11 protein-coding genes (1 of these 11 cut by a window edge) are annotated in these 11,983 nt (G+C 57.6%); 5 read left to right on the forward strand and 6 right to left on the reverse strand.

All coding sequences use genetic code 11. The annotated features are described in order from the left end of the window. Positions 1 to 258: 258 nt before the first annotated feature. The 3 genes from J2S31_RS09430 to J2S31_RS09440 are packed head-to-tail and all read left to right on the forward strand — an operon-like array spanning position 259 to position 4,710. Positions 259 to 2,664, forward strand: coding sequence for a hypothetical protein (locus J2S31_RS09430; RefSeq protein ID WP_237098835.1), 2,406 nt, complete (start codon positions 259 to 261; stop codon positions 2,662 to 2,664). Further along, complete coding sequence (locus tag J2S31_RS09435) at positions 2,609 to 3,661, forward strand: phosphatidylserine decarboxylase (RefSeq protein ID WP_237098836.1); 1,053 nt, start codon at positions 2,609 to 2,611, stop codon at positions 3,659 to 3,661. The genes J2S31_RS09430 and J2S31_RS09435 overlap by 56 nt, the downstream gene beginning before the upstream one ends. Further along, the gene (locus J2S31_RS09440) at positions 3,658 to 4,710 is read left to right on the forward strand and encodes a prolipoprotein diacylglyceryl transferase family protein (RefSeq protein WP_237098837.1); all 1,053 of its coding nucleotides are present in this window, start codon (positions 3,658 to 3,660) and stop codon (positions 4,708 to 4,710) included. The genes J2S31_RS09435 and J2S31_RS09440 overlap by 4 nt, the downstream gene beginning before the upstream one ends. Positions 4,711 to 4,750: 40 nt before the next feature. Here the strand turns inward: J2S31_RS09440 and J2S31_RS09445 are convergent, their stop codons facing one another. The 6 genes from J2S31_RS09445 to J2S31_RS09470 all read right to left on the reverse strand — a co-directional run bounded on the left by J2S31_RS09445 (position 4,751) and on the right by J2S31_RS09470 (position 9,262). Continuing rightward, complete coding sequence (locus J2S31_RS09445; RefSeq protein ID WP_237098838.1) at positions 4,751 to 5,476, reverse strand: pentapeptide repeat-containing protein; 726 nt, start codon at positions 5,474 to 5,476, stop codon at positions 4,751 to 4,753. A gap of 52 nt (positions 5,477 to 5,528) precedes the next feature. Next, positions 5,529 to 5,711 (reverse strand): hypothetical protein, encoded by a 183-nt coding sequence (locus J2S31_RS09450; protein ID WP_237098839.1) that lies wholly within the window; start codon positions 5,709 to 5,711, stop codon positions 5,529 to 5,531. Between the two features lie 16 nt (positions 5,712 to 5,727). Beyond that, positions 5,728 to 6,063: a YqaE/Pmp3 family membrane protein gene (locus J2S31_RS09455; RefSeq protein ID WP_237098840.1), complete on the reverse strand. Its 336-nt coding sequence runs from the start codon at positions 6,061 to 6,063 to the stop codon at positions 5,728 to 5,730. A gap of 144 nt (positions 6,064 to 6,207) precedes the next feature. Next, positions 6,208 to 7,308, reverse strand: a complete 1,101-nt coding sequence (gene mqnE / locus J2S31_RS09460; RefSeq protein ID WP_371831652.1) for an aminofutalosine synthase MqnE — start codon at positions 7,306 to 7,308, stop codon at positions 6,208 to 6,210. A gap of 79 nt (positions 7,309 to 7,387) precedes the next feature. Further along, positions 7,388 to 8,095, reverse strand: coding sequence for a hypothetical protein (locus tag J2S31_RS09465; RefSeq protein ID WP_237098842.1), 708 nt, complete (start codon positions 8,093 to 8,095; stop codon positions 7,388 to 7,390). Positions 8,096 to 8,404: 309 nt separating this feature from the next. Next, a complete protein-coding gene (locus J2S31_RS09470) occupies positions 8,405 to 9,262 on the reverse strand; it encodes a UbiA-like polyprenyltransferase (protein WP_237098843.1) in 858 nt (285 codons plus the stop codon). Between the two features lie 222 nt (positions 9,263 to 9,484). On the opposite strand from J2S31_RS09470, the gene J2S31_RS09475 reads away from it, so the two are divergent. Further along, a complete protein-coding gene (locus J2S31_RS09475; protein ID WP_237098844.1) occupies positions 9,485 to 10,642 on the forward strand; it encodes a hypothetical protein in 1,158 nt (385 codons plus the stop codon). A 94-nt stretch (positions 10,643 to 10,736) separates the two neighbouring features. Next, a protein-coding gene (locus tag J2S31_RS09480; RefSeq protein WP_237098845.1) for an ABC transporter ATP-binding protein crosses the window boundary here: on the forward strand, positions 10,737 to 11,983 show its 5' portion. The gene runs 514 nt beyond the window's last position; 1,247 of the gene's 1,761 nt are visible here — the first part of the coding sequence; its start codon is at positions 10,737 to 10,739; its stop codon lies beyond the right edge, outside the window.

Below are 11,983 nucleotides of genomic sequence, written 5' to 3' on the forward strand. Positions count from 1 at the left end.
CTAATGCTTCCATTGGAACACAGCCCGCAGGCACAAGCAACCCGGTGCCATCCACTCCGGCACCCTCCTTTTTCCATCCAGGTGTGAAATCTCTGCCGATAGCCGATTTAAGCGCACCCCTCCCCTACTAACCCCACACCCCTGCAAACCTTTCTGAATTCAAATCAAACCCCATTCTGTTCATAACAGTCCCGGCGTATTCTTTGTGCAGAAAAAGAAGGGGGCACGCACCACAACCCAATCGCCCCGAGAGGTTTCATGGACGAACGCACATCCAACCAGAACGTGTTCCGCTCACTGGGCGTCGATTTTTCCTCCCACGACGCATTGATCGAATCCCTGCCTTTTTCCATGGGCGACACCACCGCGGGTTCGGAAAGCGAATTGCAGGCGGCAGTTGAAGGCAGTGCCACGCAGGTGGACCTCGCCGTCGTCATCCGTGAGTCCAGTTTTTTCTCCAGCGTGCTCAAGCGTTGCCGGGCGGGAGAGATCCCGAAAAAGCAGGTGGCCGATCTCGAAAAGTTTCTGGACGGCGACAACCGCCGGGTGTGGGAAAACAGTTGGGTGCGGTTTCCGCTGAAGGCGCTGGCCCCATCCACCCAGCGGTTGTTCGAGGAGGACCTGCGCGCCAACAAACAGGCCCCCGCTTCGCCACTCCGTGCCGACACGGACCGGTTCCTGATTCAAGAAGAAGGCGGATCCTGGATGCGCGTCCCGATCAGTTACCTGCTCAAGCTGGCGCTTGCAGATTACCTGAACCGGTCACCGTCGTTGCCCGCAATCTGCCGGAAGGAGGGGCCCCGGTTCCTCAACCATTTTCTGAACGACAATACCTCGCCGGAGACGCACTCTTTTTATATCAGTTCCCTCGACTCCGATTCCGGCATGGGCCGGGCTGTGGGCCGGGAGACGGGCCAGCGCTACCTGCTGACCCAGTGCCTCATCCAGTATGCCAATCTTCAGTTCCAACTCAAGGACCACGGGCAGGAGGCCGTCGTTTACTATTCGCCCCACCCGCCCCTGCGGCAGAAAAAACTGAACGAGTTGATTCCCGATTCTTTTTACCGCGAATTGTTCATGAGTCCATGTCTTTCCGGCTGGGACGACGGTGAAAAGAAACACGCCTACATGGCACTCTGCCACGAGGTGCTGAGCCGCAGTCAACTGAACACCCTGACCAAGCTGAAAGAAGCAGGCATCATCACACGCAACCTCGTGTGCCTGCCCAATCCATCAAACACCAGTCTCGCCAACAATGGCACGCACATCAGCCTGGGATCGCGCAAACTGACGGCCGCGCTTGCCGACCCCGCCTGCGGCATGACCGAAGCGGATGAAAAGCGCATCGGCGACCTCGTCATAAAAATCACCGAGCACTTCCTGCCGCTGTTTGTGGAAACGTACAGCGCCGCGCCGTACCGCGTGGATTTCACCGGCTTCCACCCGGAAAAGGCGCTCGGGTTTCTGCCGCACGAATTGCATTATACGCACCTGCGCATGTTCTGGCGGCGGTGGAAGAAAAAAGCACGGCTCAAATTTTTCAATCATCCCGTCACCCCGTTTGGCCCCGAATGGCTGGACTCGCTGGCGCGCACCACCTTGGGATTGAAAGGCGATTTCATCGCGGACTTCCGCCTCATCGACTACCTCGTCTGCCTGCTGAGCACGGAACAGTGCCCCGGCCTCGACGGCACCCTCGGAAACCAGAACCGCCTGGCAAAGGACCTGATGCACATGGGTGTGTTTCACGAGCAGATGCCCATCTACTCGTTTTTCCGCCTGCGGCAGTTTTTCAAAATGGGCTATTCCGGTTTTGAAGGACGGTATTACTCGCTGTTCCACAGCCTGCAGGACGACCTGCCCCACGCCGTCGATCTGCAACACCTGATCACGCTGTTCGCCTATCGCCTGATCGCTTCCGGCTCCATCAACCACCGCACCATTCCCGACGACCCGTTCTGCGAGAGCGAACGGCGGCAGATCGTGTTCGCCTCGGCCATCCACCTGCCCACGTTTTTCGTGAAGAACAGCGGTGGAAACTTTTTCCTGCGGCACATCCTGAAATATACGGAAAACATCCGCATCAGCTCGCGCTATCCCGGTTCCTTCCGCGTGCACACGGAGGAATACAAAAAAGCGCTGGTCCGCCTGCTTCGCATGGAAGCGGCGGATCTCGTGTCCCTGCTGGGGATGGATGAGACGCTGCGCGATCTGGAGGACCGCGTGCAAAATCCGGCAAAAAATTCCGCCGGTGGCAAATTAACGCGATCGATCTTAGAGACGTGCGGCGCGAAATCGCCTTTCGATCTCGACGCCGAAACGTTCAACACCGCCGCCGAATCGCATTTCCGCGACGGGCTTCGAAAGCATCACATTCAGGAATCGGTGGAAGATCTGGCGGAGCGGTTCTGCCACAGCCGGAAGTTCCACGAGTTCGCGAGGCGGCATGATCCCGGATTCCTGGCCCGCATTCACGGAACCCGAACGCGCGAGGTGTACTGGAACGGGCTTCCGGAAAAACTGACTCAGGGCATGCTTTCTTTCAAAGAAGTGGAAAATTTATTGCAGGCATTGTTGCTGTCTATTCTTTTCGATGCTGAAAACCAACATGTCACGACACAGGAAACCGAAAACACCGGCCTCACTCCGGCATCAGTATATTGACGGCGAGACCGGAGCCATCATCGACGAACGCCTGCTGAGCGATCCGCTGGTCCGGTTCCTGTATTCACAGGTCCGCGAGCACGCCCCTTCCCTGTTCCGGCTGATGACCAGTAAGCACTGGTCACGCTGGATGGGCTATTTGAATTACGAGTCCCAACTGGGAGCGAGGCTGTGCGGTAACGAACGTTTCCTGAAAGAATGCGGCATCCGCTGGGAAGAATGCGTCGAACCTGTCTCGCGATTCGATACACCCCGCAAAATTTTTGAAAGGCAGATCCGCTACTGGGAATGTCGGCCTTTACCCTCCGCGGCGGATGCCGTGGTCTCCCCGGCAGACAGCCGCATGCTGGTGGGATCATTTCAGCAAACCGCCCTGCTTCCGGTGAAGCACAAATTTTTCGATTACGAGGAACTGCTGGGTGACCGGCCCGTCTGGCGCAAGGCGTTTGCCGGGGGAGATTTCGCCATCTTCCGCCTGACACCTGAAAAGTACCATTACAATCACTGCCCCGTGTCGGGCGAGGTGCGCGATTTCTACGAGATCGACGGCCGCTACCATTCCTGCAACCCCGGCGCATTGATCGCCTTCGCCACGCCCTGCTCGAAGAACAAACGCACCGTCACCATACTCGACACCGACATCCCCGGCGGCACGGGGCTGGGCCTCGTCGCCATGGTGGAGGTGGTGGCGCTCATGATCGGCGAGGTGGTGCAGTGCTACAGCAACCATCAGTATGCCGATCCGCAACCGATGACACCCGGACGGAGCATAATCAGAGGCCAGCCGAAGAGCCTGTTCCGGCCGGGGAGCAGTACCACGATTCTGATTTTTCAGAAAGACCGCGTGGAATTCGATCCACGCATTCTCGCCAATCTCAAAAACCCGTTTGCCGAAAGCCGTTATTCTTTCGACCTGGAAACGCCCCTGGTGGAAACGGATGTCAAGGTGCGGTCGTTGATCGGCTCACGCAAACCCAGAAACGGAACCACACCATGACCGGCAACTGGATTTTTTGTGCAGGGCTGATTTTCTTCTCCACCGTTTACCTGTATATGGGATGCAAGTACCTGCCGCGCGAACGGTTTCAGTTTCTGGCGGTCATCCCGGTGCGCAAACGCGAAGACGGAAGCTGGGAGTCGCTCAATCTCACTTATTACGGCCTGCTCACCGCCAGCGCTCTGGGTCTGGGCGTGATGGTGTTTTTTACGTTGAGCACGGGAGCCGGTGCGGCGCTGGAGTCGAGCCTCCTTTTCCTGACGCTGGTGGTGGTGGCCGGACTGATTGCGGCGCGCGCGTTCTCACAATGGGTGGAGGGCAAACGGCACACCTTCACCACGCAGGGAGCCTTTTGGGCCGGAGGCGCGCTCGCCCTGCCGGTGCTGGCTTTGATCAACGCCCTGCCGGAAAACTTTCACGTCGATCCTCTGCCCATGCTCCCCGTGTTCGCCGCACTGACAGTCGGTTACTGTCTGGCGGAAGGCTGGGGACGTTTGGCCTGCATGAGTTTCGGTTGCTGTTACGGCGACCCCCTGCACGAGATGCCCCTGTGGTTGCGCCGCCTTTTCGAAAACCACTGCTTCCGCTTTGAAGGCGCGACCAAAAAAATCGCTTACGCACAGGGGTGGGAAAACGTGCCGGTGTTCCCCATTCAGGCGCTCACCGCCGCCCTGCACCTGGTCGGCGGAAGCATCGCCCTCGCTTTTTTCCTCGCCTCCGAGTTTTTAATCGCCTTTTGGGTTTCCGTCGGAGTCTCTCAGGGCTGGCGCTTCGCCTCGGAGTTTCTCAGGCGCGATCACCGCGGTGCGGGCCGCTGGAGCGTGTACCAGAAAGGCGCGCTGGTGGCGCTGGCTTACGCGGGACTGCTGGGATGGATCCTGCCAGAGACCGAGATGAAGGTTATCGTCGCGGGAGCGTGGCCCTCCATCCTGCAATGGAAGACGGTATTATGGACGCTCACTTTCAGCATCGTTACTTTCCTGTATATGGGACGGAGCCAGGTGACCGAATCGCAAGTGACCTTCCGCGTGCGCGCTGACCGGATTTGATCGCCGCCGGAATTGCCGTTCTGAACAGCGCAACCCCACGTCAATCTGCGCAGGTGCATTCGTATTCGTTATCGTCCAGCCAGCGAATGGAGATGTAATCGGGAAAGGCGACGGTGTCTTTCTGGAAAATGGCGGACTCGATCTGCCCGCAGGTGAGGTTTTTTGCGCCGGTGAAATCGCATCCGGAAATATCCACTTCAGTGAAGTCCACATCCTGCATGTCTGCATCGTTGAACTTCACGTTATACAGGTCCGCGCCGGTAAAGTCGGCCCCCTCCAGGTTCGCGCCGGTGAAGTCGGCTTCATCCAGTCGCGTGTAACGGAGATCCGCTTCGAACAGGTTGGCGTTGTGGAACACGGTCTTGCGCAGGTCACCCGCCTTCAACTCCGCCTGCTTTAAATTCGCGCCCTCCAGGTTCGCCCCCTCCAGATAGGCGCCGGTGAGGTTGGTTTCCGAAAAGTCGGCGTTGGCAAAATGCGAATGCCGCAGGTCCGCGCCTTCCAGCTCCGAGCCGGCGAACGACGCACCGGTAAAACGGCTGTGGCTCATGTTGGCTTCCATGAGACTGGACTGGGAGACGTCCGCCGCCTCCGCCCGCACCTGCAACAACCGCGCACGGTAAAACTGGGAATAGGTGAGAATGCAGTTCGACAGGTTCGCCGCCGTCAAGTCCGCCTCCGCGAAATCCGACTGGCTCAAGTCCTGCCCGCTGAAGTCCTTCTCTTTCAACTCGCGGCCGCTGAAGTCGCGATCGTCTGCCGTCATGCCTCGTTCCGAGTGGGGTTGGTCTTTGGCCGGATTGCGCCGGGGGAAAAGTTTACTCTTTCTTGCGGGGATAGTCGAATTCGATGACGCCCTGCTGGCCTTTTTGCTGGATACCACGCCGGCGCGCCTTTTGGAGGATGTCCTGCACGTTATTGCCTTTTTCCTCCGGCGGGTTTTTCTTATCGGATCGCTCAGGAGGGTTGGCCTGTGACGTTGATTTGGTTTCGTTATCCATGACGCATTTCCGGGATTCAGGCCTCGCCTGCGGGTTTGTCCTTCGGCTGACTCAACGTGCTCATCAAGCGGCGCAGTTGAAACGCCTGCGGCGAGGTGGTTTTCACGATCGAAGGCGTGCGGCATTTGGGGCAGACGTCATGGCGGCGCAGGGTCCGCCATACCGCGTACACCACGCCGGGCACGATGAAGCACAACCATAACAGGATTTCGATGACGATGTGACCGCGCCGCACGTTGACGGGCCGACGCTGGCATCCGCAGGTGAGGCAGATGTAATCTTTGCTGAAATCCACCCCGCCGACGACATTTTTCCTCGGCCTGGGTTTCTGCTTTCGAATCGGCTGACTCATGGTCCGCACCTCCGCAAACGCTGTCCCCGTTGACGGTGATCATTTGATTTTACCACTTTCACGGATTTTGAAAAGGAGAGACCACGCAGGCTCTCAATCGCAAAAGATGTGAATGAGTGAGGGAAATTATTCCAAAAGCGGGTATTACACCGCGGCGAGGTGGGTGTCTTCGTACAGCGTGTCGCGTTCCATCGGCAGGCGGCCGGATTCGATGATCATGTCGATGATCTCGCGCTGATGGAAAATCTGGTCCGTCGTCGCACCGGCGGCGTGGATGATTTTTTCCTCGACCACGGTGCCGTCCATGTCGTCCGCGCCGAAAGACATGGAAAGCTGTGCGATCTTGGGCGAGATCATGATCCAGAACGCCTTGATGTGCGGAAAGTTGTCGAGCATGAGGCGGCTGACCGCCAGGGCGCGCAGGTCCAGCTGACCCGACGTCGGCGGCAGGAAATGCAGGTTGGTGTTCTCCGGATGAAACGCCAGCGGGATGAAGGTGACGAAGCCGCCGGTTTTGTCCTGCAGTTCGCGCAGGCGGACCAGATGGTCGACGCGCTCCTCCGCAAACTCCAGGTGACCGTACAGCATGGTGGCGTTGCTCTTGAGGCCGACGCCGTGCGCCGTCTCGTGCACCTCCAGCCAGCGCTCGCCGGTGATCTTGTCATTGCAGATTTTCTTGCGCGCACGCTTGGCGAAAATTTCCGCGCCGCCGCCGGGGATCGATCCCAGCCCTGCGTCGTGCAGTTCTTCGAGCGTTTCTTTCAGCGGCTTGCCCGCGAGGCGCGCCAGGTAATCCAGCTCCACCGCCGTGAACGCCTGCAGGTGGACATCGGGAAACCGTTCCTTGAGACCGCGCACCATGTCGAGGTACACCTTGTAGGGCCAGTCCGGGTGCAGGCCGCCGACGATGTGGAACTCGCTGACCTTGCCATTCTGGTAGGCCTGCGCGTCGGAGAAGATTTCATCCAGCGATTTTTCGTAGGCGTTGGGGGCGTCGGCTTTCACGCCGAACGCGCAGAAGTTGCAGGTGTGGATGCAGACGTTGGTCGGGTTGATGTGGCGGTTGTGGATGAAGTAGGCATTGTCGCCGTTTTTGCGCTCGCGCACGATGGTGGCCAGCCGGCCGACGCCCAACAGGTCCGGCGTCTTGAACAGCGTCACCCCGTCGTCGAACGACAGGCGCTCGCCCGCTTTCACTTTGTCTTCAATCGGTTTCAGCCGTTGATCCAGAAACTCAAACACCACAACACCCCACAAGGTACATTGTTTTAATAGAGGATGGGATTATACCCGATTCCAGCGCCGTAAGGCAAAGGGTTTGAATTTATTTTACCTCGAGAACCTCTCCGGTGGTTCGATAAACAAAAATTTTATCAAAAACCTCCGATTCAATTTTATCAAAATCTTTACGAGGAAACTCCCGATCCTGTACAGGGTCAAAAAAATCTACAGTCACAAGCAACCAGTACAAATCACACTTTTCATAATCTTTCGCTTTTTCTTCCTTTTCTCTCACAATTGCAAGGAGATCATTCTTCGAAAGCTCCAATCCCTCCGTAAGCGTTACTATTCGCCAAGTTGGATCGGGGTATTCGTTTTTGTTTAAATACGCATAATCTAATTCGGGAATATTGCTATAAAGTTGGCCAGGAAGATCGCCCCCGTTAAAACCTTCAATATTCCTTGCCAGTTCGGACAGCTTTTTAATCAGCTTTTTCTTATTCTTACTCTCGATGGGGGTTGCTCTATTAAATGAAAAGGTTAACTCAAAGCTTTTCCCACCTTGGCTTTGATATAATTTCTGGGCCTCAGCCACAATGTTTTCACGCAATTTGATTTGCCTTTGCTCCGCTTCAGGAACATTCCCCTTTTCAAAATAAAGTTTTGTTAGCTCAATCCCTATCTTATTTTTACCCTTTAAAATCACATCTGGGCTATTCCCATAAATTACGTCGCCAATAGGTAAAAAATAAACTTCACGAAATCTTTCAAACAATATTTTTTCTTCTTTAATTTGAGCTTGTTTAGTCATCAGGATGCCACAAGGTGTCGGCTTTTAACCTTATACTTGGGGGTCTATTTAGAAAGGCACAGAATTTTCACCCAAATCAATTATAATTTTAACCAAGACCATTCCCTTCCGGAGGAAAAAGCCCCCTGTATCCCCTCCTCAATCCGTCACCCTGGGGGTGCCCCTTGAAAAGGGGAGGAAGAAATGAACCCTCCTCACTCCAGCCTATCCCTGTGGGAGGCTTCCGCCAAGGGAGAAAGAGATCATCGTTTCCCTTCGTTTGTTCCCGGCCTGGCCGGGTCTGTGTGCATCGGTGGTTCCCCTCCCCCGTCACACCCACATGCAATCCACGATGACGAGGGTCATGAGGGTGAGGCTGATGAGTCCGTTCACATTGAAGAAGGCGATGTTCACGCGCGTCAGGTCATCTTCGCGCACGAGGGAATGCTCGTAGATCAACAACCCCGCCACGGCGAGCACGCCGACCAGGTACGTCACGCCCAGCAAAGGCGACAACCACATCAGGCCGAGCAGGAAGATCACCATCATGGCGTGCGCGGCGCGGGCCAGCCACAAGCCCGGGCCGACCCCGAACCGCGCCGGGATGGAATGAAGCCGGTTCTTTCTATCGGCCTCCACGTCCATGCAGGCGTAAATGATGTCGAACCCGGTGAGCCAGAACACCACCGCCGCCCCCAGCACCAACGAGGTGAACGAAATCTCCTCGCGGATCGCCACCCACGCCCCCACCGGCGCCACCGACAGGGCGAATCCCAGAAACACGTGCGAGTACGGGGTGAAGCGTTTGGTGATCGAGTAGAAAAACACGATGGCCAGCGCCACCGGCGACAGCCACAGCGCGAGGCGGTTCAGCATTCCGGCGGCGAAGATGAAGACGGCGGACGACACGAGGAGGAACACCCCGTACTGTCCCATCCCCACCTTGCCCGCGGGCAGGGCGCGGTGTTCGGTGCGCGGGTTTTTGGCGTCCAGGCGGGCGTCCACGATGCGGTTGAAGGCCATGGCGGCGTTCCTCGCGCCGAACATGCAGAGCAGGATCCACAGCAACTGCTCCCAGGTGGGCATGCCTTCCGCCGCCAGGAAGGCGCTCATCACGGCGAACGGCAGGGCGAACACGGTATGTTGAATTTTGATGTCCGCGAAGATGATTTTCAGTTGTTCCCACATACCGTTTCGTCCAAACTAATTCTGGAGAGGGGGAAGCGGAGCGGCTGATCTAAACCGCCGATGAATACAGATTAAAAGAAGAAAACGACCGGTAACCCCCTCCTGAATCCGTCACCCTGCGGATGCCCTCTGAAAAGGGGGATGAAATAAAAATCAGGGGAAACCTTTTTATTAAGATGCCGTGGCTTCACTAACTCGTATTTCTCATTCACAGGCACGCGCATGACCGTCACCGAGACCGCCGGGAAGCCCGCCGAGCGACCCGATATTTCCATAAAAAACGGCACCGCGCATCTATATTTCGCCTACGACGTCGGTTTCGCCATCAATCTCGACGAAGCCGACCGGCGCATCACCGCGCCCAAGGGCCGCTCGCAGATCCAGGCGAAGCGGCGCGTCAGCAAGTATTTTCAACTGACGCCGTCGCCTGTGTGGCTGTCCACGCCGGTCGACCCGTTCCACATCACCCCGCGCCACATAACCGAGAACCAGGTGCATGCGTTGCTGTTCGAGTTCGGCGCGGTGTCGATCGACCTCGTCGTCCCCTTCTCCGGCACGCTGACGGAACTGGTGTCGTTCATCGAAACCGCCTCCGAAAGCGAGGCTCTCCGGCAACACGCCCGCCGCGCCCTCGACCAGGTGCTGAAAGACATCGGCCCGGCGGTGAGCCGCCTGTCGGTGTCGCCGCACTTCGAGGACTACTTCGTATTCCAGATCGAGGAATTCGATCCGACGGTCAGCGTGCACGACCTTATCGAAAAGTATCCGGAGACGGTCGCCCGCCTTCTGCGCGGCGAGCGCGAGCGGCTGTCGCACGAGGAGACCGAGGACATCATCTCCAACCGCATCTCGTACGGGCTGGAGGACGTCACCTTCGTCGGCTGGGACTGCGCGCTGGTGTACGACACCGAGCCGGAGGACATCTGCACCGTGCTCGAGTACACCAACGTGGCGCTCCTCGAGTTTGCCTTCCTGAACGACAAGCTGAACCAGGCGCTTGACGAGTTTTACGATTACCTGACGCCGCTCGGCGACCGGAAGTCGCCCGTGGCCTTCAAGTCCTTCTACCCGCAACTGCGCAGTATCGGCCAGTTCCAACTGGACACCGAGATCATCTTCGACGGCGTGACCAACTCGCTCAAGCTGTTCGGCGACGTGTTCCTGGCGCGGCTGTACGACCTGGCATCGCGCCAGATGGGACTGGAAGACTGGCAGGAAAGCATTCTCCGCAAGCTCGACACCATCGAGAGCATCTACGGCAAGCTGTCGGACGCCGAGTCCAACCGGCGGGTGGAGATTCTGGAATGGATCATCATCATCCTGATCGCCGTGTCCATCATCATCCCCTTCATCCCCGGCCTCCCCAGCATGATGCACTGATAACCGCCCTGCCCTGTTCAAATTTTCGGTTCCGCGCTGTGGCGGTTGACGGTATGATGTGGCCTCGCAATCAACCCCCAACCCCAGTCACGACATGAAATACGCAAGACAACTCGCCCGTTTTCTGTACCCCTACCGCACCATGCTGTTCTGGGGGAGCATCCTGTTGATCCTCGCCTCCGCCACCAACCTGGCGATCCCGCTGTTCGTCAAGCAGTTGGTGGACGTGGTGATGGTGAAGAAGGACGTGGCACTGCTGAACGACATGGCATGGATCATCGCCCTGTTGTTTCTTTCGCAGATGCTGTTCAGCACGGCGCACAATTACCTGTACGACATCACCGAAAAGCGCGTCACCACCGACTTCCGCAAGCGCATCTTCCGCCACATCCACAAACTGTCGATGAGCTTTTTCGTGAAACGGCGCACCGGCGAGATCATGTCGCGCATGACCAACGACATCTCCACCATCGAGGGCGTCATCACCGACCTGCCGGCGACGATATTACAGCAGTCGATCCGCCTGTTCGGCGGCGTGATCATCATCATCTACATGAACTGGAAACTGACGTTCATGATCCTCGTGCTGGCGCCCATCCTGGTTTTGTTCGCGCGTTACTTCGGCAAGCAGTTGCGCGCGTTGTCCACGGAGATCCAGGACAAGCTGTCCACCTCCACCACCATACTGGAAGAAAACCTAAGCGGCATGGCGGTAGTGAAATCGTTCGTCAAGCAGAAGCTGGAGATCGACCGCTTCGAGGCGGCGGTGGAGGACAGCTTTGAGTCGGCGAAGAAGCGGGTGAAGATCTCGGCGTTCTTCGGGCCGTCGATCGGCTTCATCGCCTTCATCACCGCACTGATTCTGCTGTGGTACGGCGGGCACCAGGTGATCGCGGGCAACATCAGCCCCGGCGAGTTGATCGCCTTCATCCTGTACGCCACCATCATTGCCGGCCCGATGGGCAGTTTCGCCCGGCTGTACACGCGCATTCAGGAGGCGTTGGGGGCGAGTCAGCGCATTTTCGACATATTGAACACCGAGGGCGAGGTGAAGGATATTCCTGGCGCGAAACCCATGCCCCCCATCGTCGGCCGCGTGGAGGTGAAAAACCTGCATTTCCACTACAGGCCGGACCAGGAAGTGCTGAAAGGACTCAATTTCACCGTGGAGCCCGGGGAGATGGTGGCGCTGGTGGGGCCCAGCGGCGCCGGCAAGACCACGCTCATCAACCTCCTGCACCGCTTTTACGATCCGGTGGAAGGCGAGATTCTGGTGGACGGCATCCCCATCCACACCGTGCAATTAAACAGCTACTTACAGCAGGTGGCGCTGGTGCCGCA

It is taken from the genome of Nitrospina gracilis Nb-211 (assembly GCF_021845525.1).
In the GTDB taxonomy this organism is placed as follows: domain Bacteria; phylum Nitrospinota; class Nitrospinia; order Nitrospinales; family Nitrospinaceae; genus Nitrospina; species Nitrospina gracilis_A.

Excerpts from the sequence above, each read along its gene's own strand:
- J2S31_RS09455 (WP_237098840.1), bottom strand. The coding sequence starts at position 6,063 with ATGAGTCAGCCGATTCGAAAGCAGAAACCCAGGCCGAGGAAAAATGTC.
- J2S31_RS09430 (WP_237098835.1), top strand. The coding sequence starts at position 259 with ATGGACGAACGCACATCCAACCAGAACGTGTTCCGCTCACTGGGCGTC.
- J2S31_RS09470 (WP_237098843.1), bottom strand. The coding sequence starts at position 9,262 with ATGTGGGAACAACTGAAAATCATCTTCGCGGACATCAAAATTCAACAT.
- J2S31_RS09465 (WP_237098842.1), bottom strand. The coding sequence starts at position 8,095 with ATGACTAAACAAGCTCAAATTAAAGAAGAAAAAATATTGTTTGAAAGA.
- J2S31_RS09435 (WP_237098836.1), top strand. The coding sequence starts at position 2,609 with ATGTCACGACACAGGAAACCGAAAACACCGGCCTCACTCCGGCATCAG.
- J2S31_RS09450 (WP_237098839.1), bottom strand. The coding sequence starts at position 5,711 with ATGGATAACGAAACCAAATCAACGTCACAGGCCAACCCTCCTGAGCGA.
- J2S31_RS09475 (WP_237098844.1), top strand. The coding sequence starts at position 9,485 with ATGACCGTCACCGAGACCGCCGGGAAGCCCGCCGAGCGACCCGATATT.
- J2S31_RS09445 (WP_237098838.1), bottom strand. The coding sequence starts at position 5,476 with ATGACGGCAGACGATCGCGACTTCAGCGGCCGCGAGTTGAAAGAGAAG.
- J2S31_RS09440 (WP_237098837.1), top strand. The coding sequence starts at position 3,658 with ATGACCGGCAACTGGATTTTTTGTGCAGGGCTGATTTTCTTCTCCACC.